Here is a 24,547-nt window from a genome sequence, read left to right as displayed (position 1 = left end):
TGTCTCTACGTAGTGAGATTGCAACAGAGTTTTACATATTATCGGCAAGATTCACGCCAAGTGCACGCAAATATTCTGTTAATAATGTGTTTGTCGTGTAAATAGTCGAAAAAAAAGCCAGCTTTCGCTGGCTTTCTCGATTATCACTCTTTATCAAAGCGCTTTTGAAATCGCATCAACACTTTCTTTAGCATCACCAAATAACATTGATGTGTTTTCTTTAAAGAAAAGTGGGTTTTGCACACCCGCATAACCGGTATTCATCGAGCGTTTAAACACGACAACATTCTTCGCGTTCCAAACTTCGAGGACTGGCATTCCCGCAATTGGGCTATTTGGATCTTCTAGCGCCGCTGGGTTTACCGTGTCGTTTGCACCGATAACTAAAACCGTGTCGGTCTCTGGGAAGTCGTCGTTTAGTTCATCCATTTCAAGAACGATGTCATACGGAACTTTCGCTTCAGCAAGTAGAACGTTCATGTGACCTGGAAGACGACCCGCTACAGGGTGAATACCAAAACGAACATCGATCCCTTGAGCGCGTAACTTTTCAGTAATTTCATGAACTGGATACTGAGCTTGAGCAACCGCCATACCATACCCTGGAGTAATAATGACTGATTTGCTGTCTTTAAGCATCTCAGCAACATCTTCTGCTGTCGTTTCACGGTGTTCGCCTTGCTCTTGATCCTCAGAGATCACAACCGTTTGGCCAAAGCCACCGGCTATAACACTAATAAACGAACGGTTCATCGCCTTACACATAATGTAAGAGAGAATCGCACCAGAGGAGCCCACTAACGCACCGGTAACAATCAGTAGATCATTTGCAAGCATGAAACCTGCCGCCGCTGCTGCCCAACCTGAATATGAGTTCAGCATTGAAACGACAACTGGCATATCAGCACCGCCGATTGAAGCAACTAGGTGGTAACCAAATGCAAACGCAATCAAAGTCATGACAAGAAGTGCAAACATGCTGCCGTCTGCTTTCACGAAGTAGATCATAAGAAGCGTTGAAACGACAATTGCAGCCAAATTCCATTTATGCTTATGAGGAATATTCAGCGGTGAAGACGAAATCACACCACGTAACTTACCAAAAGCAACAATAGAACCAGTAAATGTTACCGCACCAATGAACACGCCTAAAAAGACTTCAACTAAGTGAATAACATGTTCCGCGTGCATTTCAGCCAAATCGGTTGAAATAGCAACAGGTGGCTCCAAATAGCTGTTGTAACCTACTAAAACAGCCGCAAGGCCAACAAAGCTATGAAGAATCGCCACTAATTCTGGCATTTCGGTCATTTCTACTTTCTTAGCGTAGAAAATACCAATAGCACCACCAATTGCCATTGCGATAATAACCCAAGCAAAACCTTGAGCGTCAGGGCTAAAGATCGTCGCAATCAATGCGATAGTCATACCCGTTATGCCATAGTAATTGCCTGAACGAGCAGATTCTTGCTTCGATAGACCTGCTAAACTCATGATAAAGAATAACGCCGCGACAATATAAGCGGCTTGTACTAATCCTGCAGACATGTCGCCTCCTATTTGTCTTTACGGAACATTTCAAGCATACGCTTGGTAACAGTAAAGCCACCAAATATATTAATGCTTGCAATAAGAACAGCGATAAACGCAAGCACAGTTACGGCTCCGTTACCTTGTCCTATCTGTAGTAGTGCACCAACCACAATAATGCCTGAAATCGCGTTAGTTACCGACATTAGCGGTGTGTGTAACGCATGAGATACATTCCAAACCACGTAATACCCAACTACGCACGCAAGAATAAATACAGTAAAGTGAGACAAAAAGGCAGCTGGAGCAACAGATGCAACCCAAGCGAAAGCACCTAGCCCGACAGCCAAACCTGCAAATTTTTTAATTGGAGATGTTGGCTCTTCCACTTTCTCTGCTGGCTTAACCGGCGCAGCTTTAGGCGCTGCAGGCTGGGCCGAAACCTGAATGGGTGGCGCAGGCCAGGTCACTTCACCTTCTTTTACGATTGTGACACCACGCAATACTACATCTTCAAAGTCGATGTTGATGTTGCCATCTTTTTCTTTACTCAATAATTTGATTAAGTTAACGATGTTTGTCGCATAAAGCTGGGAAGACTGTGTAGGAAGGCGACCAACCATGTCAGTATAACCAATGACTTTAACGCCATTTGGTGTTGTGACTACTTGATCCGCTACGCTATATTCACAGTTACCACCATTGGCAGCCGCTAGATCGACAATGACGCTACCCGCTTTCATTGAGTCAACCATTTCTTTGGTTATCAGCGTTGGAGCAGGACGACCAGGAATTAGCGCGGTGGTAATGATAATGTCGACATCTTTGGCTTGCTCAGCATAAAGCTCAGCCGCTTTCTTGTTGAACTCATCCGACATTTCTTTGGCATAGCCATCACCAGAACCCGAGTTTTCCTTAAAATCGACTTCAAGAAACTCTGCGCCCATAGATTCGACTTGCTCTTTGACTTCAGGTCGAACATCGAAAGAACGAACGATCGCACCTAAGCTACCTGCGGCACCAATCGCCGCAAGTCCTGCAACACCCGCACCCGCGACAAGAACTTTTGCCGGTGGAACTTTACCCGCAGCAGTAATTTGTCCCGTAAAGAATCGTCCAAACTCATGAGCCGCTTCGACAACTGCACGGTAACCAGCAATATTCGCCATTGAGCTTAACGCGTCAAGAGCTTGTGCACGGGAAATTCGAGGAACCGCGTCCATTGCCATGACATTAATGTTCTTGCTCGATAGCTTGTCCATCAATTCAGGATTTTGCGCAGGCCATACAAAGCTGACTAGGCTAGCTCCATCGTTGAGTAGAGCAATTTCTTCATCCGTTGGCGCATTAACTTTAAAGATAAGCTCTGAGTTCCAAACCTCTTCGGTTGTCACTATTTTTGCGCCTGCGGCGACATAAGCTGTATCGTCAAAGCTCGCGAGCGAACCGGCTTGTGATTCTATTGAGACATCAAATCCCAATTTTAATAACTGCTCAACCGATTTCGGTGTTGCAGCGACTCGCGTTTCACCTGCGAGGATTTCTTTTGGCACACCAATTTGCATAGCTGTTCCTTAACTATTGGCACAATGATTATTCTTTTTTAACCAACCAACTTCATAACATCAAGTCTTTTGTAAGAAAAAGACTATATTTCATTACATATAACTGAATGTAAGGAAGATTAAACAATCTTTTTCAGTAAAAAAACTACATTTATTACGCTATTTAGAGGTCATACCTGTATAATTTTAAGCTTTTACAGGAAGAATTCAGGTAGACGCGTCATGTTATGACAATTTTCCCTGTAAGCGGATGACCAACATCAATTAATCCCAAAAACTCAAACTGGTCTTTCCAGAAGAAAAAGCTATGACAAAATAGTGTTAAAACATACTGTCGCCCATCTGATCTATAAACATCTGCGCTTTTTTTAGCATTAACTCGTTAGCATCAGCTTCATTGCCCAACACATCAGAACGGATAAAACGGTGTGTTTTTAGTTCGTCCGCGATTTGCTTAGTGATCTTACCAGCTACTCTATACTGGCCACCTTCTGAAAGCGCCTCTTGATAAACTAAAAAACCTTTATATTCTACAGGCTCTACTTCTTTTGCTTCTTCTTGGCGTTTACCACCAAATAATTTTGAGAAAAATCCCATTTTAGTTCCTTTTGAAATAAGAAGTTATTGTCGGCATGTACTTTAAGCCTAAGGGGAAGACTTGCTGACTGTTTGCAGGCCTTGATGCATCTATACAAGGGAGTAAATCGACATCAAAACCAACCGATGTTTTGTTAACCTTATGGTGTCGACTATTATCTAATCGGTCAACCGTATAGAAACGGAAACGTGTAACCATCGGCATCATTAACGGTATCGTCAGCCGATATCGTAATATGCATGTATTATCAGGAATGCGAGCCGAACACCATAGTTTTCAAACTATCATTAACAAAATACTTGGCAAAACATCAAATTACCGTATGCTAGCTATCATAACTATGTAAATTATTAAGCCCTGAGCCGTACCATTAATGTCGACATCTTTTGCTAGCTCAAACTTGTTCAGACTGTTTATTCCTGTCGTATTGATTAGTTGCGTACTTTTTGGAATGAACCACATTATTGAAGCGACGCAAGCCAACTCTGGATTTACAACTAACCTCCCCTATATTCTCTTTGGCACTGCACTCGCGCTCAGTCACAGTTTTAAACAATCGCGTATTGCCATGGTTTCGATGGCTATGCTTATTGCTTATGTAGTCATTCAAACCCGCTTACAAACACCAATTTCTACCGGCACTACCTTACTTGAATTATCTCTCGTCAGTTTGTTATTGCCAGTATCGTGTTGCCTGGCTTTTTTATTTCCGGATACCGGTATTTTTAACCGCGGCATGTATATCTTTAGCGCCATTATGTTTAGCTTTCTCGTTTGGACATACCTTATCTTGACGCATTTTTATACCGGAGGATTTAGTGGGTTTGAAGAAGATCTCCTTTTCTCATTTCCAACGATATCGCGATTACCTATCGTATTAATCCTGTATTGCATCGCGATGACAGGCGCCACGGGCATTTTTGTCCTTAACTACAATCGCCCTATTGATGCTGTTGTTTATACTTGTATCTTGTTAACAAGTACCACGTTCATTTTTTTCCACCTTCCGTATGTCTCTAGTACGCTCTTCTCTCTTGCCGGAATCTTGGTCATCATTTACGTCATTTCGGCGAGTCATCAAATGGCGTTCAATGATCGATTAACTAATATCCCAGGGCGACGAGCGCTCGAAATGGATATGAAGCACTTGGGACGAAAGTTCACCATTGCGATGCTTGATGTCGACCATTTCAAAAAGTTTAACGACACTTATGGCCATGAAACAGGCGATGACGTCCTGAAACTCGTCGCCTCTCGAATGACAAGCACAGGTGGTAATGCGAAAGTCTACCGCTATGGTGGTGAAGAGTTCACTATTCTTTTCAAAGGAAAGACGGTCAAAGAAAGTAAGTCTTTCTTAGAAGAACTTAGAAGCGAGATTGAGCACTATAAAATGGTCATTCGAGACAATGAACAGCGCCCTAAAAACAATAAAGCAGGCGCTCAGCGTCGCGGTAAAGACAATGACAGTTCTACGGTGAGCATAACCGTCAGTATTGGTGTATCAGACAGCAAAAATACCAATAAACCAGAACAGGTATTGAAGAAAGCGGATAAAGCGTTGTACAAAGCGAAAGAGCTGGGCAGAAACCGCGTACATGCTATGGTGTAGCATCTGCGGGAACCTCTTAACATCACCAAGCAGACTTAATCTTGATTAAAGAACAACACCAAGCTTCCCCCTTTTAGAGCGCTGCCGTAATTAACACTTAGCCCCACGCCGATATTATCGACAAACTGAATCTTAAAGGGTGGCGTCATTAACCAACCAACAGTACCTTCGTAATAGTGCTGTGCTCCAATTGGGCCAACGGTATCACCGCCAACATCAACACGCCTAATGCTTGAATACAGCGTTTGAACAGAACGTCCCCAGTCGGTCACGTCATAGAAGAATTTCGCTTCATTAGACCAATACCAACCCTCTGGAGTACCAACATCACCGTTGTTCGCTTTTCCCCAACCCACTCCTGAAAAATAGTTAAAGGTTGAGTTATACTTAACATGTCCCCAATCTCTAGGCGCTGAATATACAAAACCAGCTTTTGGCTGAACTGTGGCAGCCCAAGCACTGGTATTCACCAGTTGACCATCAATAAGAGGCTTAATTATCTCTTGAGAAATACTAGAGTTGAAATCGTAGTCACTGATGTAGTATTGCAGATGGAAGCCGATCCCTGTTTCGAAACTCCAATGTTTCGCAAATTCAATATTTTGTTCGTAGCCAGTAAAAACACCAAGAATGGTTTCTTTATGCAGATCGGTTGGTTCATCTGGAATATCAACAACATCACCTTCAGCACGCAACGCAGAGAACCTTAAGACAGCCCGCTGTGTCATAACATCACTCTTCCCTAGTTCAAAGGTAAACGGTAACGTGGAAACACCTATACTTTTTCTTAAATCTAACGCATCCTCAGACCCTATATTATCGTTGTTAATATTTAGCCAATCGTTTGGGTCAAAGTCTTTTACGCCTAACGTTAATGCATCACTGTCAGTAAGAATTATCGCCCCAGCGAAACTATCTTCAAATATACTGGCAAAACGAGGGTCTGCATAAGAAAAAGAAGGATGTATGAGCAAAGCTACTACTGGAAATAATGATTGAAAACCGCGCACCCAAACCCTCTTAGAGTGTATAAAATATTTCGCCTATCTTTGAGCTCAGCAACAAAAGATCGAGCAATAAAAGATGGAGCAATAAAGCAAAAAATTCTATGTGATTGAGGAGGCTAAGTCTCGCTCAATAGGCAATACATACCTATTTCTACCACTACGTTTTGCTTCATACAAGAGTTTGTCAGCGCTTTCATACAAACTAGTTATAGGTTCTGTGCCGTGAGGGATAAAACTAATGACACCGAGTGACAGTGTCACGCAGTTTGATGTGGAGGAGTAAGCATGCTTAATGTTCAAACCGCTAACCCCCTCTTTAACGCGCAACGCGTGATCTTCCGCTTCCGCTATGTCACAGTTAGTAATGAATATAACAAACTCTTCTCCACCATAGCGGCCGACATATTCACCACTTCGAATAAACATTACGTCCAGAAATTGGGCAAGGTCAATCAAACACTGATCGCCTTGAGTGTGACCATAGTTATCGTTATAAGCTTTAAAGTGATCAACATCCATTAAAATCACCGACAATGGGGCCTGGTGACGGCCATGCCACTGCACTAACTCAAGTAACTTTTCATCCATATAACGACGATTAAATAGCTTGGTTAATCCGTCTTCGTTTGCTTGATGCTGAAGGGCTTTATTGGCTTCTTCTAATTGAGCACTTGCCTGCTTAAGTTCTCGACGCATATGGGCAATTCGTTGCATCGCGATAAGCTTAGATTGCAACACAATTTTATCTACAGGTTTCACTAGATAGTCATCACCTCCTGCCTGAATGGCTTTGGCGATCATTTCAGGTTCATCATGGCTACTTAAAAATATAATAGGGATCCAGTCTTCTAGGTAACCTTCGCGTATTTTTGCCGCGACTTCGAACCCATCCATTTCTGGCATAGAGATATCCAGTAACACGAGTTCAGGATCAAAATTAGGGTAAAGTGCGAGTGCTTCTTTGCCACTTGCTGCTGTTTCAACCTCGTGTCCCAATTGCTTTAACCTAATCTGCAATTGCATCCGCTCTAATTGAGCATCGTCAACCAGCAGTATTCTCATTGAAGAGTCCATCGAAATCATAGTCTTCCCTGTAAAAACTAAACTTTCTACTTATTACTAAGATATAACACATAATAGGACAATATTCATTTAAGCCCATATTTTCAATATGATTTGGCTAACTGCTCAGGAAATTAGTATTTAAACGAAGATTTTTTTTGCGACACAGTTTATCATTAACCTTTATCCTGCCTTTTTTAGGATAGGCGAACATTTTTCAGAAGAGATAGCCGTATGTCTGATACTCAAAATACCGAAACAACAACCGTAGATCTAACCACCATCTCACCTGAATTGCGCAAAGTCATCGAATTTGATGAAGTACCAGAAGCGCTGCACAACATGATTGTATCAATCCATGAAGTGACAGAAGAAGCAGTACGCGAAGCATGGGACTCACTACCAGGAAGCGCTCAAAACATTCTTGATAACTTCGAACAGTTCCATGGCCTTATCTCTGTAAGCCAAGGGTTTGCAGGTGTAAACACAATGGAAGAGTTCGCATCAATGGATCTTCCAAAAGACATGAGCGACGAAGAAAAAGAAGACTACCGTGCGAACCTAATTGATAAAGTTCTGCATAACTGTATTAAAGATATGGTTAAGCAAATCAAAAAAGCACGTCGTGACCCAATTTTGAAACGTGAATTCAAAGAAGTCTTCGAAAAGTAAGCCTCATTTGACGCGAGAGAATTAAACTCTTTGTCAAAGCACAAGAGCGTAAAAAGGCACTAGTAAATAGTGCCTTTTTTTGTATCCTGAGCGAATTTAAAAATGAGGATCTAACGCTACGTCTCGCTGCGCAACACTGACACCCTTAATCTGAGCATATACCCGCTGTCCAACCATTAGTTCTAGCTCTTCCACCGCCCATTGTGTTACCACCGCGACCAGTTCGGAGTCCTCTCCTAAACCTAGTACGACTTCTACACTTTGTGTTGAACTACCATGGGCGCCCATACTAATAGCTTTAATATTACAGGCGAGTATATTCCGTATCGACGTCTTTGTAGGGCGCTCGAGCGCAATGGAAACATCACTCGCCCTCACACGTAATCGAACTAACTCACCGATTTCTCCCTCTGTATGCTGCACCCACAAATAGCTTTGTGAATTAAGAGCTATCTTGGTCAACGCATAACTTTGGCTTTGTTCGATAATTTGGCCTTTAAACAAAGCACTTTTATCAGAAAACGATTGCCATGCCTGCATTGAAGGTGAGCGCCATACCTTTTCAATTGAGCCCGATTCAACAATTTCCCCTTGCTCAATCACAATGAGATGCTGAGCCAATCGCAGTATTTCGTTTAGACTGTGGGTGACATAAATAATGGGAATATCAATGCTACTCGACAACCGCTCAAGATAAGGCATCACCTCACGTTTTCGCGGCAAATCCAACGATGCGAGTGGTTCGTCCATAAGCAACAGATCCGGTTTACTCAATAAAGCCCTACCGATCGCCACACGTTGCTTTTCCCCTCCTGATAGCTCTGAAGGGTATCGCTCTAGTAATTCACCAATAGACAATAACGATAAGACCTCATCGAAATGTGCCTGGTCAAATAACGTGACCCCGTAACACAAATTGCGTCGCACTTTCATGTGAGGAAAGAGACGAGCATCTTGAAATACGTAACCTATCTTTCGCTTTTCAATTGGAACGTTCACCCGTTGCTGTGAACAAAAAAGGACGGTGTTCTGAACGGTAATATTGCCGTTATCAGGGGGAGTTAACCCACATAGCAGGTTAATAAACGTCGTCTTTCCCGCTCCAGAGCGACCAAACACCGCTGTAATGCCTTTTGCGGGTAGCTCAGCTTTGAAATGAAATTGATGTGGGGAAAGCTGCTTATGAACATCAATCTGAATCTTCTTCAACGCTCTACTCCCAATCGTCTTTGAGTCCAACGGTTTAACCCTTCAGCAAACCATAATGAGGCGAGAGAAATAACAATAGAAATAATACACAGCCTCATCGCTGCGGATTCTGCGCCAGGCGTTTCCAAGAAGTTATACATGGCTAATGGAATGGTTTGAGTTTCACCTGGGATGTTCGACACAAAACTGATTGTTGCTCCAAACTCCCCCAGACTACGTGCGAAAGCCAACATCGTACCGCTGATAACTCCAGGAATGATGAGCGGCAAGGTGATCGTACAAAACACTTTTAATGGCGACGCTCCAAGTGTGCGGGCTGCCTGCTCCAATTTATGATCGATGCTATCCATTGATAAACGAATAGAACGCACCATTAATGGCAGCGCGACAACAATGCAGGCTAATACAGCCCCCTTCCAACTAAAACTGAAACTGACGCCAAACCATTGGAATAGAAGCTGTCCAATAAAACCTTGACGGCCCATAGATATAAGGAGTAAATATCCGACGACAACGGGCGGCAGAACAAGCGGTAAGTGAATTAAACTATCGAGTAGGCTTTTGCCAACAAACGTTTTTTTACTCAGTATCCACGCAAAGAAAATGCCAATAGGAATCAGCCAAATGATAGCGACACTGGCCACTTTAAGACTCAGCCATAGTGCTTGGAGCTCATATTCACTCAACATTGTTTATCCACTATTACCATCTATAAATTTGCCCATTTCAATTACCCTATTGGTCTAAATATTGTACTTAGTTTAGTAATATAAGTGCCACTGTTCGCTTTAGTACCTGCGTAAACTCGAGCGCTTTGGCGATCATCATTACTTATCCTCAGTATCCGCCGCCTCAAAACCATAAGTCTGCAGTAGCTGTTGCCCTTCAGTCGACAATACGTACTCTACAAATTGTTGTGAAGGTTCAGATTGGCTCAGTTGTACTAAAGGATAGACAATGGCCTCGTGAGTATTGCTATCAAATGTGGCTAACACTTCAATTTCCGGGCTAAGCAAAGCATCCGTTTTATACACAATACCAAGTGGCGTTTCGCCACGCTCTACCATTGCTAGCACTTGCCTTACATTACTCAACGGCGCCAGTTGGTGTTTAACTTGCTCCCAAGCACCAACTGACACTAGAGACTGTTTGGCATAAATTCCCGCTGGTACTGAAGCAGGAATGCCTATTCCTAAGCGGCCCCCATTCAAAGCTTGTTGCCACGACTGTCCATCTGATACTTCAAAATTGACATTTGGCTTTGATTTAGTTCTTGAGACGACGACAAGTTGATTGCTCGCAATCACTGATGTTGCCTCAGCCGAGGTGATACCTTGCTCAATTAGATAGCCAACCCATCGCTCATTAGCGGAAATAAACACATCGGCAGGCGCTCCTTGAGACACTTGCCTAGCTAAAGAGGACGAACCACCAAAAACCGTCGTGACATCGACACCACTTTGTTGGGTATAGCCCTGGGCTAAGGCGTTAACCGCATTGGTCATCGAAGAGGCGGCATAAACTGTGAGCTTTGCAGCGAACACAGTCGGTGACAACGTCACCACAATTAGTATCAGTAGTCGTTTCATTGTAAGTCCAACTGAATATCTGGCCATAAAGCTTCAAGATTCATATGCGATTCTATCGCATCGGCAATTAAATCAATCGCTTGTTCTTTTTCGTCAGCGATTGAGAATGATTGCAGTTGTGAACCATTAACCCATTCAGCTATGAGTTCTACCATATCAGCAGAATCAAAGAGACCGTGCCAATAAGTCCCGATGACTGTTGAATCTTCGTTTATCGCCCCATCAGTGACGCCGTCACTACTGATGATAGGTTGTTTCTCACCAACTTGTGAGACACCTGCATGAATTTCATAGCCTTGGATAGGTAAACATTTATCTAACAGCTGAATCTCGCCAGCAACGTTTTTCAATTGCTTGTGCTCTGCTAATACCGTGTCTAATTGCAGCAGCCCTAACCCTTGAGTTGTACCAGCAGCGCCTTCAATCCCCAATGGGTCTGAAATAGTTTTACCGAGCATTTGATAACCGCCACAAACTCCCATCACTTTTCCACCATAACGCAAATGACGGTAGATTTCCTTATCCCACCCCTGCTCTCGTAGATACGCAAGGTCATCTCGCACAGATTTGGAACCCGGCAGAATGATTAAGTCAGCACTGCCTAGCGACTCACCTTTACCGACATACCTAAAGTCAATGTCAGGATGGAGTCGTAATGCATCGAAATCGGTATGATTACTTATACGAGTTAATACCGGAACCACCACACTCAGCTTGGTTTGATCATTTCTAATTTGCTCGCCGACAATGGCATCTTCAGCTTCGATGTTTAACCCATGTAGATAGGGAATAACACCCAAAACCGGTTTACCCGTTTTTTCTTCTAACCAATCCAATCCTGGCTCTAAAAGAGAGATGTCACCTCGAAAACGGTTGATCACAAAACCGATGACCCGGCGCTGCTCAGATTCAGATAGCAGTGCTAATGTGCCGTATAAATGGGCAAATACGCCACCTCTATCTATATCTGCTACGATAATCACTGGGACGTCAGCTTTCTCCGCAAAGCCCATATTCGCAATATCGTTTTCTCTTAAGTTAATCTCCGCTGGGCTGCCGGCCCCCTCGATGATAATGGTGTCAAACTGTTGAGAAAGTTTGTTAAACGAGTCCATAACATAGGGCATGGCAATTTTTTTATAGCCGTGAAAATCAACCGCATCCATATTGGTAAACGCTTTACCTTGTATGATGATCTGTGCGCCCGTATCAGAGTTAGGTTTAATCAACACTGGATTCATATCTACTGTTGGTAAAACCTTAGCCGCTTGCGCCTGTACGACTTGTGCACGTCCAATTTCACCACCATCTTGAGTAACACCACTGTTCAGTGCCATATTTTGCGATTTAAAGGGGGCAACTTTCACCGCTCTTCTTGCTAATACCCGGCACAAACCTGCCACCAATACACTTTTCCCGGCATCTGATGTGGTGCCTTGCACCATCAGAGCTTGTGAAGTCCGACGCATACGTTCCTAATTATCCTTTCAAAGCCTTTGGTTAGTTTACCTTTTTTACTTAGATATCCCAAATACTGTCATAGTCAAAATGACAGTATTACTCAACAAAACAACAAGGCATAAATAAAAGCCAGCGTGAATTGAAAATGAATGCATGGCTCAGACACCGTTAAGCGATGGTGCGCTTTAATAGACCACGAACTCGCATAACAACCAGCCCTACAGAATAGGATATTCACCATGAAAAAAATAACTTATGCCATCATTACGGCCCTCACTTTCGGCCCTGCTCTTGTATTCGCTAAAGACGGTGGGCATAAAACAGTCCCAGCCGTCGTGTATAACGGTCCCGTTGATACTACATCGGTCAGTCAATTGCTGGCGGATAACAGCATGTTTAGCGAACAAAACGTCATCGTTGATGGTTACCTCGTCCGCCAAATTAAAGGCGACAAGTTTATATTTAGTGACGGTAATGCCGAAATACAAGTTGAATTAGATGACGTAGTTCTAACCACACCGATTGATAATAAAACCAAAGTCCGCATTTTTGGTGAGTATGAGGGCGGCTCTACACCGGAAATTGAGGTGGACCATATTCAAATAATGTAACGAATGTCTCGACATAAGATAAATTGGTCTGTATTTTGCAGACCTTTTTTATATATACTTGACGAATTGATCATTTTGACCTTATGTCGACATTCATTACGGAGTTCTCATGCTAGGTAAAGCAAGTCGTACTGCCCTTTTAGCGTTAGCAGTCACCGCCCCATCGTTAGTTCAAGCTAACAATTTTAATTACAACGCGTTTCAAGTTCGCTTAGGTGCAAACCCAGGTACAGTAGGAGCAGAGTTTAGTACTTTCTTTACCGAAAACACTCACATTATAGTACGTGGAGACTCTCGCTTTGAAGGCGACTGGGATGTCGCTGGTGGTATTGGTTTTAATGGGCCTGCTGGCCAATTTGCCGACATATATGGCCAACTTCTCGTTCACAATGTAAAAACGCGCGACGATGAAAAATTTGATAGTGAATTTATGTCAGAGTTTAATATTGGCTCGCGTGTATGGCTTCTCGAGAATATCGAAGGCGTTGGTCAAATTGGTATGTTAAATCGCCGTGATGACACGGTATTTATTTGGAGTGCGGGTGCTCGTTTCCACTCAACGGATCAACTTGCTCTAGGTGCTGACATTAAAGATGGTGGTATTTACGGACCACAAGTACAAATGTCAGTCAGATTTGAGTTCTAACGATCAAACATAATCGATATAGCGTTCGAAATTTAGTTCAAATAATACTCAAACAGCAAAAAGGCTTTCATAATGAAAGCCTTTTTATTGTGTTTACCAAGTTCGATTTCTGCTTAGATCTCGGTTTACTTAGATTTTGGTTTCGGTTGTACGTATTTTCTACCAACATCCACCAAGGCTACATCTCTAAAGAAACTTCTGCCTAATAGCACTGGGTATTTAAGGTGCGTACGGTCCGCTAATGTAAACTCGGTCTTGCTTGTCATATCACCAATAGTAATTGCTGAAAGAACAACTGGTCGTTTATCACTCTCTTCTGAACCAGACTGCTTAACTTTCACCCAACGCTCTACTGGCAAGCTCATTTCTTTCGACTCAACACCTTTGTGCTTAACCTTGAATTTCACCCAGTCTTTTCCATCGCGTTCAAATGGGACAATATCCACCGCGCTCAATGATGAAGTCGTCGCACCAGTATCTACCCTTGCCTTTGTGGTTACTTTCATGTCAACAAGACGAACATATTCCTGCTCACCTAGAATCAATTTCCCTTCACCATTTTTCACAGGCGAAGGTTTCACCGCTGGTTTAGTAGGCTTTTCTGCGGGTTTGGTTTCTTTTTCAACAATCGCAGGCTTTTCGGCCTCAGGCTCAGGCTTAACTGGATCAGCTTTCGTCGTTTCAGAGTCGGCTGGAGATTGCGTTGCAGATGAGTCCGTTTTAGGCTCTTCTACTTGTGGTGGAGTCACTGATTCAGTTTGGCTTGTTGTAGAACATGCCACTAAGCCGCCACTCAACATCAGTGGTAAAATCACTTTCCACGCTTTCATTCATTCACCTTTTTATTACTTTTTTTATAGGGTTACCGTCGCCATTTTGCTAACTACCATTCAGTGGTATCAACGAATGAACGACGATTTACTTAAACTGCGCGCTATCGTTCACGCGCTAAAATTACGGTTAGCTCACAGACATAAGAGCATTAGCGACATAAGGTAACTGCGTTTCTGACAAACCGGCAATATTAATTCGACCGTCATCTACACCATAAATACCAAAATCAGTTCGTAGGCGCTGCATTTGCTCTGCTGTAAATCCTAGCACAGTAAACATGCCTTTGTGAGCCATGATAAAGTCAAATTGGTCAGATGAATGATTGTTTTTTAATTCTTTACATAGACCATCGCGTAACGAAACCAATCTTTGCTGCATTTCTGACAGTTCTGTTTGCCACTGACTCGTTAAATGCTCATCTGCCAAAATCGTTTTGACGAGTGCGGCACCATGATCTGGTGGCATCGTATAGGTAGAGCGGGCCAAGGTCAGCAGTTTTCCACGGGCGTTCGCCGCTTCCTTAGCATTTTTGCCAATTACAACCGCCGCCCCAGTTCTCTCACGGTACAGACCAAAGTTCTTGGAACAAGACGTAGTTAACAGCATTTCTTCGACATTTTCTGCCATGTGACGCAGACCAAATGCGTCTGCCTCCAGGCCGTCACCAAAGCCTTGGTACGCAACATCAACAAAAGGAACAAATCCATTGCGTACGCTCAGATCGGTAATCTGTTTCCAATCCTCTAACGAAATGTCGGCTCCGGTAGGGTTATGGCAGCAACCATGCAGAAGTACCACATCACCCACACCAGCAGAACTGATGTCTGTCAACATCGCATCCGTGTCTACCTGCTTGGTTTCGGTGTTGAAGTAGCGGTAGAACTTAACATTGAGTCCGGCCGCTTCCATCACCGGTTTATGGTTCACGTAACTTGGATTCGATAACCATACTGTCGTACCCGGCGCCGCAACATTAAGCAGATCCCCTAACATTCTCAACCCGCCACTTGCACCCGGCGTTTGAATGATAGACATTCGGTCATAAATAGGCGTCTCGCCAAACACGACTTTAGCAATACTTTGATTGAACTCTTCACAACCTGCTAAGCCGACATAAGCTTTGGTTTGCTGCTCAGTGGTCACAATTCGTTGCGCCTCGGAAACAGCCTTCATAATTGGCGTTTGGCCTTCGCTATTACGGTAGACACCGATACCAAGATCAACTTTATCCTCACGAGGATCGTTTCGATAAGCGACAGAGAGAGAAAGAATAGGATCGAGCGTAGGCTCGGATAAATGAGAAAACATGAAAGTCACAACCCTTTGAAATTCAAGCAATGGCTTTCACGTTATCACTAGATTCAAATGAATGAAATACTTTTATGCGCTCGACCATGCGAGCTGAGGAGAATTACACCACAATCAGCAAAACGATGGCTTAAATTTCAGTAAAGCGATGAATAATTTGGTTGGAGCTACCGCGCCACTCAAGTTCTGGGTCAAATAGTGGCTGCTCAAACTTGCCATCCACCAGCACATCAACAAGATCTATAACCTCACGCTGCTTGGCAGACAAGTTCGCTAAGGTGTAACCTGACCATAACCAAATATCTTTACCAACGCACTCGGATTTGACTCGCTTAACCAATTTAAGTACCGCTTCAACATTAGCTGGATGCAGCGGATCCCCTCCAGATAAAGACAGCCCACGCTTCTTAATTCTCGTATCATTCAAATCAGCAATAATTTGATCTTCAAGTGCTTGTGTAAAAGCATGTCCAGAGCGCAACGACCACGTAGATTGATTGTAACACCCTCTGCATTGGTGCTCACAACCAGACACAAAAAGCGTACACCTTGTACCGGGTCCATTTACAACGTCAATCGGGTGATACTGGTGGTAGTTCATAATGATTAAGTCTCTACAATTTTACTTGGCGATTCAATGACGACCGAATAAATGAGCCGTCTGCACATAACACTATGCGAAGACGGCTCTTATTCTGCTTTTGCTAGACTCAAGTTAACCTTTAACAAGAAGTCATTACCCTCTCGTTAGGTTAGACGCAGTATCACGACAGGCACTGCGCTCAACGCTACTAGCTGGTTTTACTACAAGTGTTTTACGCGTCGTTTCACTTCTTCTTGTTTGCCGAAGTTGAAAGGGCGAGCATCCGGGCTACCTAAATAACCGCAAACACGGCGTGTGACGGATACCTTAGATGAATCGTGGTTACCACACTTAGGACAAGTAAAGCCTTTACTCGCACAATCAAACTCACCGGTATAGCCACATTCGTAACACTCATCAATTGGCGTGTTTGTACCGTAGTAAGGCACTCGACTATAGCTGTAATCCCAAACGTTTTCTAACGCTTCGATGTTGCGCTGCATGTTCGGGAACTCGCCGTAACAAATAAAGCCACCTGACGATATTTCAGGATACGGCATTTCAAAGTCAATCTTATCGTATGGGTTAACCGTCTTTTGTACATCCAAGTGGAAACTGTTGGTGTAGTAACCTTTGTCAGTTACCCCATCAATCACACCAAATTCTTTGGTATCAATCTGACAGAATCGGCTACATAGGTTTTCACTCGGCGTACCGTAAAGACTAAATGCGTAGCCTGTTTCTTCTGCCCACGATTTCACGGTTTCTTTCATGTGTTTAATGATATCAAGCGCTTTATCACGGATGTCGTTGTCATCAAACATATGCACTTCAGTACCAAACAACGCTGTCATCGTTTCATGAATACCGATATAGCCTAGTGAAATAGATGCCCTACCATTTTTAAAAATCGGCGCAATGGAATCATCCGCTTTCAAGCGAACACCACATGCCCCTTCCATATAAAGGATAGGTGCCACACGAGCTTTTACTTTTTCAAGACGACTAATACGTGTTTCTAACGCGCGACGTGCTAATGTCATGCGGTCATTAAGTAGCTCATAGAACTTATCGAGACTACCATTTGCTTTGATTGCAATTCGTGGCAAGTTGAGGCTAACAACACCTAAGTTGTTGCGGCCTTCATGCTGTAATTCACCGTTTTCTTCATAAGTATTTAAGAAACTACGGCAGCCCATCGGAGTTTTAAATGACCCCGTGACTTCTACAACTTTATCGTAGTTAAGAATGTCTGGGTACATACGTTTTGACGCGCATTCCAATGCTAGCTGTTTAACATCATAGTGTGGATCTTGCGCTTGATGATTCAAACCATCTTTAATAGCAAACACCAATTTAGGGAAAACCGCCGTTTTGCGATTCTTACCCAGGCCGGCAATACGATTCTTCAAAATAGACTGTTGGATCAATTTTGATTCCCAGCTTGTGCCAAGACCAAAACCAAACGTAACAAAAGGAGTTTGACCATTTGCGGTATGTAACGTGTTCACTTCATATTCTAGAGATTGAAAAGCGTCGTAACACTCTTTTTCAGTTTGCTTGATCGCAAACTCTTCAGGTGCATGAATATCCCATTCTTTAGCAATCTCAAGGTGCTTGTCATAACTGGTCTTTACATACGGAGCAAGCACTTCATCGATACGGTTAATAGTGGTTCCGCCATAAATATGGCTTGCCACTTGCGCAATGATTTGAGCCGTAACCGCAGTCGCAGTAGAAATCGATTTAGGGGTATCGATCTCAGCGTTACCCATTTTAAACCCATGAGTCAGCATGCCTTTCAGATCAATCAGCATACAGTTAAACATCGGGAAAAACGGTGCATAATCGAGATCGTGATAATGAATATCACCTTCATCATGCGCTTGTACAATGTCACGTGGCAAAATACGTGTTTTCGCGTAGTGCTTCGCGACGATACCCGCTAACAAGTCACGTTGAGTTGGAATAACCTTGCCGTCTTTGTTCGCATTTTCGTTTAATAAGTCGGCATTGCTTTCTTCAATCAGACCTTCAATCTCTTTGGTCAACGCACTTTTTTTCTCGCGCGCCAAATCACGGTCATGACGATATTCGATATACGAACGAGCCAGTCCTTTATATGGACCTTGCATCAATTCGTTCTCGACAAGAGTCTGGATCTCTTGGATGTCTACATTTTCGCAATCCTGCAGTTTAAGCTCTACTGCTATCGCGACATTAGCCGCATAGAGTTCAAGCGCTTTATCTGCATGTTCTGCTGCTCTTACTACGGCAGCTTCTATACGATCCTTTGTAAACGGAGCACGAGAGCCGTCTCTTTTGATTACGATTGTTTTCACCCTTTCTCCTATCCCCTCAATATTCACAGACTTATCCACAAATACACTATATGGGGGTGTTACGATTGATTCTGACACAATATATTGTGGTGTATTTAACGAGAAGTGCAAACTAAAAGTATTGATTTAGATCAAGTAAAATGAGGTAGTGAACAAGAAGGATTCAATCTGATGAGCTTGATCCCAGTTAATAAATTGCAGCGAATTTTCATCAAATTTTGCCAACTTTATGTTGATCTTTTGGCATCGCTTACGGCACATTGGCTGGACGATTATTTAGAAATGGCAAGGACGATGTTTAGAACGATCTGTTATGAAGTGACGAAATTTACTTGCGTCGTGGCTATAAGTATTTTTCCTACAATTACGCACGCATTAACGGTTACGAGTTGGAATATAGAGTGGCTATCTCTTACCCCTTCCAACCGGTTCGAACAGAGCAAACGAACTGATGCCGATTTTCAAGCACTCTCACGCCATTTAAAACAAGTGTCACCCGACATTCTGGCATTCCAAGAGGTAGACTCCATCGCCGCTATTCAAAAAGTAGTGGGAAACGAGTACACCATTTACTTTTCTGACCGAGCGCTTTCCCATAACCATAAACACCAGTTTAATGAGATAAACCAATATACTGGCTTTGCTATTCGCGACACGTTACAAGTCAAAGACCTCCCTGACTTTCCTCTTACTCAAGGAAATCGACTGCGATTTGCTTCTGCAGTGACGTTAACCTATAAAGGTGAAAAAATTCAGCTGCTTTCTGTACATCTTAAGGCGGGGTGCAGCGGGAAATACTCCTCAACATCGTCATGCAAACAACTCCAACGTCAGGGCAAAGCCATCAATAATTGGCTTAAACAAGTTGAGCAGCAAGGACAACACTATATTTTGCTCGGCGATTTCAACCATAACCTAGCGTATCGCGGAGATTGGTTGTGGGCCCAGATGATCAATGGTCTCACTTACAGCCCAAGATTAACGAGCCAATCCACTAAAGCAAGCTGTAAGGTACAATCTAATAAAAACCCCAATCGCACCCATCAGTTCCGTTCACTGATCGACCATATCATAGTGAGTCCATCGCTGCGTACCTCCCCGGCTATTCAGAATACAATGCAGACCAAAGACGTGTTGTCTTTTAACATGAGCGACCATTGCCCTATTAGCGTGACGCTGTATTAGCCGCCACACCGGTATCTATGGCGAGCCTTTCGTACCCACAGTTGCAATAACTTATGGGCGGGCAGAACCTACTAACATCAATGGGTTGTTTAACAAATAAAAAGGCTTGGTGATTAAACCAAGCCTTTATCAGCCCCACATCAGAGCGAGCCACACCGTCTTACTTTCGCCAAATGCCTAATTATTATTGCGTTTAGACAACAAAACATCGCCAATAAACATTCCGACGAGCATCATAACCACAAAGCCAACAATACCCATGCTGCCATTGGCGATTGACGAGATAGCAGGTCCAGGACAAATGCCCGCAATACCCCAGCCTACACCGAACAAAGCAGCGCCACTTAATAATTGAGCATCGATCTTCTTATCATCTGAAACGCAGAACTGATCAGTACACACTGGCTGCTCTTTCTTACGAATAATCAGCCAATAGCTTGGTGCGAACACCAGCAATGCGCCTCCCATAACAAAGGCGAGATCAGGGGACCAGTGACCAAATATGTCAAGAAAAGCGATGACATTTTTGGGATCACTCATACCAGAAACAATCATGCCAATACCAAACAGAAAACCACTAATGAGTGAGATAATACGTTGCATCATTGCCTCCTATAGTACGTGTAACAAAACGCTAGTTGTTGCCATTGCAACCGCCATGAATGCCATCGTAGCAGCAATCGAACGCTTCGATAGACGGCCCATCCCACAAATACCATGCCCGCTGGTGCAGCCATTACCCAACTTGGTTCCCAAACCGACGAGCAAGCCAGCAACCAAGACTAGTGGCGCAGAGACAACCATCTCAACAGGAGCGACATTCATCAGTTTTGCCGATAGAGTGCCCCCAACGACCATGCCTAATACAAACAAAAGACGCCAGCTCGTATCGCCTAATTTAGCTTGATAAATCCGGCCAACAACGCCACTTATACCAGCAATCTTGCCGTTGAAAAATAGTAACAATGTGGCGGATAGCCCAAGTAACATACCACCGAGCAGCGATGCCCACGGGAAAGTGAACTCCATAACGACCTCTTTAAAACATAAAATTGATTTAAGTTGCAAAACTCATCTAAAATTTTGCAAGTTAACACAGCTTCAATATCGCGTAACTAGTGGCAATATAATGTGTGCAACTGTTTAATAAGCCCCACGACACGTTCATCTTTGAGTGCGTAGTAAACATGCTGTGATTCTTTCCTTGAAGAAACTAAGTCCGCCTTCTTTAACACCGCTAAATGTTGTGAAAACGCAGATTGGCTTAGATCTGAATTCGCTTGTAATTGACCAGCCCCCTGCTCTCCATCCACTAACTGGCACAACACAAACAAACGGTCTGGATGCGATAGCGTCTTCAGTACCTCTGCGACATCCGTTACGCGTTCTTTCATATGCAATAAATCCACGTTGTTACCTCCACGTGTCATGATTTAGTTAATTATCTACGCACCCATTATTTTAGTCAACACTTAATTAGCATCTGTGAATTTAGACTAAAATAAATTAGACATTGCTAATTTATAGCATTATAGTAATCGCAACTGAAATGAATTGACGGCAAGATCGTCTATTTAGCACGATTAGCTTTAAATAAAATGAACAGAGGTATTGTATGACTAAGATATTAATCGTAGGTGGTGTTGCAGGAGGCGCGTCTGCCGCGGCACGAGCAAGACGTTTAAGTGAAGATGCTGAGATCGTGATGTTCGAACGTGGACCTTTTGTTTCTTTCGCGAACTGTGGCTTACCATACCATGTCGGTGGGGATATTCAGGATCGTAGCAAACTACTATTACAAACTCCTGAAAGCTTTTTAGCTCGCTTTAATGTTGATGTTCGTGTCATGAATGAAGTCACTTCAATCAACCGAAGCGATAAAACCGTGTCGGTTAAAAACTTAGTCGATGGAAGTCAATATACTGAATCGTATGACTTTCTGTTACTGAGCCCCGGCGCTGCCCCTTTTGTTCCACCTATCAAGGGTATTGATAACCCCCTTACGCATACTCTGCGTAACATCCCCGATATGGACCGAATTCTACATACTATTCAGATGAATAAACCCAAACATGCCACGGTCGTTGGTGGCGGTTTTATCGGCTTAGAAATGATGGAAGCATTCCACCAGCTTGGTATCAAAACCACGTTAATTGAAATGGCAGACCAAGTTATGACACCGGTTGATAAGGAAATGGCAGGCTTTGCTCATTCCGAGATCAAATCACATGGTGTCGACCTACGCTTAGGTGTCGCACTTGAATCCGTTAACTACTTACCCAATCAGCAAGTGGCTGATGCAAATGCAGGTGAATTGAATGAAGAGCAGCATCTTCAGGGTGAACTAGAACTTACTCTTAATAGTGGCGAGACACTGACTACCGACATTCTCATTATGGCTATCGGTGTTCGTCCAGAAGCAAGCCTTGCGAAAGAAGCAGGATTACAACTTGGTAACTTTGGTGGTATTTACACTTCTGACACAATGCAAACCAGTGATCCTGCTATTTATGCCGTTGGTGATGCCATAGAAGACAAAGATTTCGTCACTGGTAAGCCAGGCTTTGTTCCACTCGCAGGGCCTGCAAATCGTCAAGGACGTATGGCGGCAGACAACATGCTTGGACGTAATGAAAGCTATCAGGGTACACAAGGTACCGCTATCGTTAAGATTTTCGACTTAGCCGTTGCATCTGTAGGCAAAAATGAAAAAGTACTAAAACGTGAAGGTATTCGCTATGAGAAAGTGTACGTTCATACGGCCAGTCATGCGAGTTATTACCCTGGTTCTGAAATTGTGTCGCTAAAACTGCTTTTTAGCCCGGAAACAGGCAAAATTCTTGGAGCTCAAGCCGCTGGTAAAGATGGTGTGGATAAGCGAATCGATGTTCTTGCGGTCGCGCAGCGCGCAGGCATGACAGTAGAGCAACTTCAACACCTTGAACTGACTTACGCTCCCCCGTATGGCAGTGCAAAAGATGTCATTAACCAAGCCGCGTTTGTTGCCAACAATATACTTAAAGGTGATGCAACACCGATTCATTTTGATGAGATAGATAACCTGACAAGCGAACAAGTGTTGTTGGATGTTCGTAACCCTAGTGAGCTCGAGAATGTCGGCTTTATCGATGGTGCAATCAATATCCCCGTGGACCAACTTCGTCAACGTATGGATGAGCTACCGAAAGACAAAGAGATCATCATTTACTGCCAAGTTGGGTTACGCGGTAACGTCGCCTATCGTCAGCTGGTTAATAGTGGCTTTAAAGCTCGTAACCTTATTGGTGGTTACCGTACTTATAAATTTGCCTCACTATAAGTATCAATTATTCTTATTACTAGATAACACACCAAACGATAAGAAAAAAGGAAGCCGAGGCTTCCTTTTTTGTACTGAGTTCTCAGTTAATTATTTAGCAGGCTTGTTCTGGCAATGCTCGATAGCGGTAGCCATCAATTCCAAAGCAGATTGTTCACACGCTGGCAGCTGTGCATCACTGCTATTAATTGGCGTAACACGCTCACCCCATTTAATGTGTCCTGCACCCCAAGTTAGTCCAGCGCCAAATGCTGCTAATAGCAGGTCATCATTGGGTTTGATTTTCCCTTGCTCTACCGCTTCACACAACGCAATAGGCACTGTCGCCGCAGACGTGTTGCCATACTTTTGAATGTTCACAAATGCTTTTTCGCGTTCAATGCCCGACAGATCGCACAAGGTTTGAATAATGCGAATGTTCGCTTGATGAGGGATCACCACATCAATATCTTCTTTGGTCAAGTTTGAACGAGACAATACGGTATTCGCAGCAGCGCCCATACCTTTTACTGCACGCTTAAAGATTTCTTTACCAATGAATTCAAACTCAAAGTAACCGTTATCCGCCGCGAAACGATCCATCGACGTACCAAACTTCGGCACAGCTAAAATGTCACGCCCTTTCGCGTCACAGCCTATTTGCGCGTCTTGCAGACCCACTTTACTTTCTGTACGGCTTAATACCGCAGCACCTGCGCCATCGCCAAACAATACAGCGGTATCTCTTTCACTCCAATCAAGGAAGAAAGACAAACGCTCAGCGCCGATAACAATCGCGTGACGGTAGTTACCCGACTGAATCAACTTAGTCGCGGTTTCTAAGCCGTAAACAAAACCCGTACATGCCGCATTTAGATCAAACGCAGCAGCAGCCGGAACACCCAAGTTCTGTTGTACACGAGAAGCAGTATTTGGAATCAATGAGTCTGGTGAACAAGTGGCTACAATAATCAGATCAACGTCTTCTGCCGTAATACCAGCGCATGCCATCGCATGTTGCGCTGCAACCGTAGCCATATCAGAGGTATTAACGTGGCTAATACGACGAGTTTCTATCCCAGTCCTAGAACGAATCCACTCATCAGAAGTTTCCATTACCGTACTTAGGTCGTGGTTAGTCAATGTTGCTGGTGGAAGGCACTTACCCCAACCAGTGATTTCGGCATAATAAGCTGTCATTCTGTACCTATCTATATTGAATCATTAAGCAATTTTTCCATCATATCACAACATTTTGATTGTTAATGCAAATGCAAACAATGCTTGTGGACCGTGTCGTTCACCAACCATTCACCCAACAAATGCAACCCATTCAAACCTATATTTAAAACAGATTGAGCAAGCTTGCGCATGACAAAATCGGATAATAATTAAGCAAAAATCTATTCACGCCTGATTATAAGACCTGGATATT

Annotated in this window: 23 protein-coding genes; 6 read left to right on the top strand and 17 right to left on the bottom strand. The window is 43.4% G+C overall.

The annotated features are described in order from the left end of the window. Positions 1-153: 153 nt before the first annotated feature. The 3 genes from pntB to L4D74_RS20240 form a co-directional block, all read right to left on the bottom strand. The gene (gene pntB / locus L4D74_RS20250; protein ID WP_428754309.1) at positions 154-1,548 is read right to left on the bottom strand and encodes a Re/Si-specific NAD(P)(+) transhydrogenase subunit beta; all 1,395 of its coding nucleotides are present in this window, start codon (positions 1,546-1,548) and stop codon (positions 154-156) included. A gap of 8 nt (positions 1,549-1,556) precedes the next feature. Then, positions 1,557-3,095, bottom strand: a complete 1,539-nt coding sequence (pntA, locus tag L4D74_RS20245; RefSeq protein WP_428754308.1) for a Re/Si-specific NAD(P)(+) transhydrogenase subunit alpha — start codon at positions 3,093-3,095, stop codon at positions 1,557-1,559. A 321-nt stretch (positions 3,096-3,416) separates the two neighbouring features. After that, complete coding sequence (locus tag L4D74_RS20240; protein ID WP_428754306.1) at positions 3,417-3,692, bottom strand: HlyU family transcriptional regulator; 276 nt, start codon at positions 3,690-3,692, stop codon at positions 3,417-3,419. Between the two features lie 374 nt (positions 3,693-4,066). Here L4D74_RS20240 and L4D74_RS20235 point away from each other — a divergent pair, with 374 nt between their 5' ends. Continuing rightward, complete coding sequence (locus L4D74_RS20235) at positions 4,067-5,305, top strand: GGDEF domain-containing protein (protein ID WP_428754304.1); 1,239 nt, start codon at positions 4,067-4,069, stop codon at positions 5,303-5,305. Positions 5,306-5,340: 35 nt separating this feature from the next. Here L4D74_RS20235 and L4D74_RS20230 read toward each other — a convergent pair whose 3' ends face one another. Beyond that, a complete protein-coding gene (locus L4D74_RS20230; RefSeq protein WP_428754303.1) occupies positions 5,341-6,315 on the bottom strand; it encodes a Solitary outer membrane autotransporter beta-barrel domain in 975 nt (324 codons plus the stop codon). Positions 6,316-6,411: 96 nt separating this feature from the next. Beyond that, complete coding sequence (locus L4D74_RS20225) at positions 6,412-7,395, bottom strand: GGDEF domain-containing response regulator (RefSeq protein WP_428754301.1); 984 nt, start codon at positions 7,393-7,395, stop codon at positions 6,412-6,414. Positions 7,396-7,608: 213 nt separating this feature from the next. Between L4D74_RS20225 and L4D74_RS20220 the strand changes: the two genes are divergently transcribed. Then, positions 7,609-8,046, top strand: coding sequence for a DUF3069 domain-containing protein (locus L4D74_RS20220; protein ID WP_250618617.1), 438 nt, complete (start codon positions 7,609-7,611; stop codon positions 8,044-8,046). Between the two features lie 96 nt (positions 8,047-8,142). Here L4D74_RS20220 and modC read toward each other — a convergent pair whose 3' ends face one another. From modC to L4D74_RS20200, 4 genes are all read right to left on the bottom strand, one after another. Beyond that, on the bottom strand, positions 8,143-9,255 hold the full coding sequence (gene modC, locus L4D74_RS20215) for a molybdenum ABC transporter ATP-binding protein ModC (RefSeq protein ID WP_428754299.1): 1,113 nt from the start codon (positions 9,253-9,255) through the stop codon (positions 8,143-8,145). Beyond that, complete coding sequence (modB, locus tag L4D74_RS20210) at positions 9,252-9,944, bottom strand: molybdate ABC transporter permease subunit (RefSeq protein ID WP_428754297.1); 693 nt, start codon at positions 9,942-9,944, stop codon at positions 9,252-9,254. The genes modC and modB overlap by 4 nt, the downstream gene beginning before the upstream one ends. Before the next feature lie 138 nt (positions 9,945-10,082). After that, positions 10,083-10,844, bottom strand: a complete 762-nt coding sequence (gene modA / locus L4D74_RS20205; protein ID WP_428754296.1) for a molybdate ABC transporter substrate-binding protein — start codon at positions 10,842-10,844, stop codon at positions 10,083-10,085. Further along, positions 10,841-12,313 carry a cobyric acid synthase gene (locus tag L4D74_RS20200; protein WP_428754295.1) on the bottom strand — a complete coding sequence of 491 codons (1,473 nt, stop codon included), beginning with the start codon at positions 12,311-12,313 and terminating at the stop codon, positions 10,841-10,843. Before L4D74_RS20200 ends, modA begins: the two co-directional genes overlap by 4 nt. Positions 12,314-12,544: 231 nt before the next feature. Between L4D74_RS20200 and L4D74_RS20195 the strand changes: the two genes are divergently transcribed. Both L4D74_RS20195 and L4D74_RS20190 read left to right on the top strand, forming a co-directional pair. Continuing rightward, a complete protein-coding gene (locus tag L4D74_RS20195) occupies positions 12,545-12,916 on the top strand; it encodes a YgiW/YdeI family stress tolerance OB fold protein (protein WP_428754293.1) in 372 nt (123 codons plus the stop codon). A 109-nt stretch (positions 12,917-13,025) separates the two neighbouring features. Continuing rightward, positions 13,026-13,562 (top strand): hypothetical protein, encoded by a 537-nt coding sequence (locus L4D74_RS20190; RefSeq protein WP_265674407.1) that lies wholly within the window; start codon positions 13,026-13,028, stop codon positions 13,560-13,562. Positions 13,563-13,687: 125 nt separating this feature from the next. Here L4D74_RS20190 and L4D74_RS20185 read toward each other — a convergent pair whose 3' ends face one another. From L4D74_RS20185 to nrdD, 4 genes are all read right to left on the bottom strand, one after another. After that, positions 13,688-14,392 (bottom strand): ATP-dependent zinc protease family protein, encoded by a 705-nt coding sequence (locus tag L4D74_RS20185; RefSeq protein ID WP_428754292.1) that lies wholly within the window; start codon positions 14,390-14,392, stop codon positions 13,688-13,690. Positions 14,393-14,522: 130 nt separating this feature from the next. Continuing rightward, complete coding sequence (locus tag L4D74_RS20180; protein WP_428754290.1) at positions 14,523-15,704, bottom strand: amino acid aminotransferase; 1,182 nt, start codon at positions 15,702-15,704, stop codon at positions 14,523-14,525. A 130-nt stretch (positions 15,705-15,834) separates the two neighbouring features. Next, positions 15,835-16,305: an anaerobic ribonucleoside-triphosphate reductase-activating protein gene (gene nrdG, locus L4D74_RS20175; RefSeq protein WP_428754289.1), complete on the bottom strand. Its 471-nt coding sequence runs from the start codon at positions 16,303-16,305 to the stop codon at positions 15,835-15,837. A 203-nt stretch (positions 16,306-16,508) separates the two neighbouring features. Next, the gene (gene nrdD, locus L4D74_RS20170; RefSeq protein ID WP_428754287.1) at positions 16,509-18,629 is read right to left on the bottom strand and encodes an anaerobic ribonucleoside-triphosphate reductase; all 2,121 of its coding nucleotides are present in this window, start codon (positions 18,627-18,629) and stop codon (positions 16,509-16,511) included. A gap of 282 nt (positions 18,630-18,911) precedes the next feature. On the opposite strand from nrdD, the gene L4D74_RS20165 reads away from it, so the two are divergent. Then, the gene (locus tag L4D74_RS20165) at positions 18,912-19,814 is read left to right on the top strand and encodes an endonuclease/exonuclease/phosphatase family protein (protein ID WP_428754332.1); all 903 of its coding nucleotides are present in this window, start codon (positions 18,912-18,914) and stop codon (positions 19,812-19,814) included. 177 nt (positions 19,815-19,991) lie between these two features. Here the strand turns inward: L4D74_RS20165 and L4D74_RS20160 are convergent, their stop codons facing one another. From L4D74_RS20160 to L4D74_RS20150, 3 genes are all read right to left on the bottom strand, one after another. Further along, positions 19,992-20,420, bottom strand: coding sequence for a DUF6691 family protein (locus L4D74_RS20160; RefSeq protein WP_428754286.1), 429 nt, complete (start codon positions 20,418-20,420; stop codon positions 19,992-19,994). A 6-nt stretch (positions 20,421-20,426) separates the two neighbouring features. Continuing rightward, positions 20,427-20,843, bottom strand: coding sequence for a YeeE/YedE family protein (locus tag L4D74_RS20155; protein WP_428754284.1), 417 nt, complete (start codon positions 20,841-20,843; stop codon positions 20,427-20,429). Positions 20,844-20,929: 86 nt separating this feature from the next. After that, positions 20,930-21,208, bottom strand: a complete 279-nt coding sequence (locus tag L4D74_RS20150) for an ArsR/SmtB family transcription factor (protein ID WP_428754283.1) — start codon at positions 21,206-21,208, stop codon at positions 20,930-20,932. Positions 21,209-21,429: 221 nt separating this feature from the next. Between L4D74_RS20150 and L4D74_RS20145 the strand changes: the two genes are divergently transcribed. Next, a complete protein-coding gene (locus L4D74_RS20145; protein ID WP_428754282.1) occupies positions 21,430-23,133 on the top strand; it encodes an FAD-dependent oxidoreductase in 1,704 nt (567 codons plus the stop codon). A gap of 90 nt (positions 23,134-23,223) precedes the next feature. Here the strand turns inward: L4D74_RS20145 and L4D74_RS20140 are convergent, their stop codons facing one another. Further along, the gene (locus tag L4D74_RS20140) at positions 23,224-24,312 is read right to left on the bottom strand and encodes a ketoacyl-ACP synthase III (protein ID WP_428754281.1); all 1,089 of its coding nucleotides are present in this window, start codon (positions 24,310-24,312) and stop codon (positions 23,224-23,226) included. Positions 24,313-24,547 lie beyond the last annotated feature (235 nt).

It is taken from the genome of Vibrio cionasavignyae, assembly GCF_050337155.1.
Taxonomy (GTDB): Bacteria; Pseudomonadota; Gammaproteobacteria; order Enterobacterales; family Vibrionaceae; genus Vibrio; species Vibrio nomapromontoriensis.
The sequence above is the reverse complement of the archived record's forward strand: the minus strand, read 5'-3'. Positions and strand labels throughout refer to the sequence as shown.

Coding starts and splice junctions, on each gene's coding strand:
- modB (WP_428754297.1), bottom strand. CDS start 9,944: ATGTTGAGTGAATATGAGCTCCAAGCACTATGGCTGAGTCTTAAAGTG.
- L4D74_RS20140 (WP_428754281.1), bottom strand. CDS start 24,312: ATGACAGCTTATTATGCCGAAATCACTGGTTGGGGTAAGTGCCTTCCA.
- L4D74_RS20185 (WP_428754292.1), bottom strand. CDS start 14,392: ATGAAAGCGTGGAAAGTGATTTTACCACTGATGTTGAGTGGCGGCTTA.
- L4D74_RS20155 (WP_428754284.1), bottom strand. CDS start 20,843: ATGGAGTTCACTTTCCCGTGGGCATCGCTGCTCGGTGGTATGTTACTT.
- L4D74_RS20225 (WP_428754301.1), bottom strand. CDS start 7,395: ATGATTTCGATGGACTCTTCAATGAGAATACTGCTGGTTGACGATGCT.
- L4D74_RS20190 (WP_265674407.1), top strand. CDS start 13,026: ATGCTAGGTAAAGCAAGTCGTACTGCCCTTTTAGCGTTAGCAGTCACC.
- L4D74_RS20165 (WP_428754332.1), top strand. CDS start 18,912: ATGGCAAGGACGATGTTTAGAACGATCTGTTATGAAGTGACGAAATTT.
- L4D74_RS20160 (WP_428754286.1), bottom strand. CDS start 20,420: ATGATGCAACGTATTATCTCACTCATTAGTGGTTTTCTGTTTGGTATT.
- L4D74_RS20195 (WP_428754293.1), top strand. CDS start 12,545: ATGAAAAAAATAACTTATGCCATCATTACGGCCCTCACTTTCGGCCCT.
- L4D74_RS20200 (WP_428754295.1), bottom strand. CDS start 12,313: ATGCGTCGGACTTCACAAGCTCTGATGGTGCAAGGCACCACATCAGAT.
- L4D74_RS20150 (WP_428754283.1), bottom strand. CDS start 21,208: ATGAAAGAACGCGTAACGGATGTCGCAGAGGTACTGAAGACGCTATCG.
- pntA (WP_428754308.1), bottom strand. CDS start 3,095: ATGCAAATTGGTGTGCCAAAAGAAATCCTCGCAGGTGAAACGCGAGTC.
- L4D74_RS20180 (WP_428754290.1), bottom strand. CDS start 15,704: ATGTTTTCTCATTTATCCGAGCCTACGCTCGATCCTATTCTTTCTCTC.
- L4D74_RS20145 (WP_428754282.1), top strand. CDS start 21,430: ATGACTAAGATATTAATCGTAGGTGGTGTTGCAGGAGGCGCGTCTGCC.
- nrdG (WP_428754289.1), bottom strand. CDS start 16,305: ATGAACTACCACCAGTATCACCCGATTGACGTTGTAAATGGACCCGGT.
- L4D74_RS20220 (WP_250618617.1), top strand. CDS start 7,609: ATGTCTGATACTCAAAATACCGAAACAACAACCGTAGATCTAACCACC.
- pntB (WP_428754309.1), bottom strand. CDS start 1,548: ATGTCTGCAGGATTAGTACAAGCCGCTTATATTGTCGCGGCGTTATTC.
- L4D74_RS20235 (WP_428754304.1), top strand. CDS start 4,067: ATGTCGACATCTTTTGCTAGCTCAAACTTGTTCAGACTGTTTATTCCT.
- L4D74_RS20240 (WP_428754306.1), bottom strand. CDS start 3,692: ATGGGATTTTTCTCAAAATTATTTGGTGGTAAACGCCAAGAAGAAGCA.
- modA (WP_428754296.1), bottom strand. CDS start 10,844: ATGAAACGACTACTGATACTAATTGTGGTGACGTTGTCACCGACTGTG.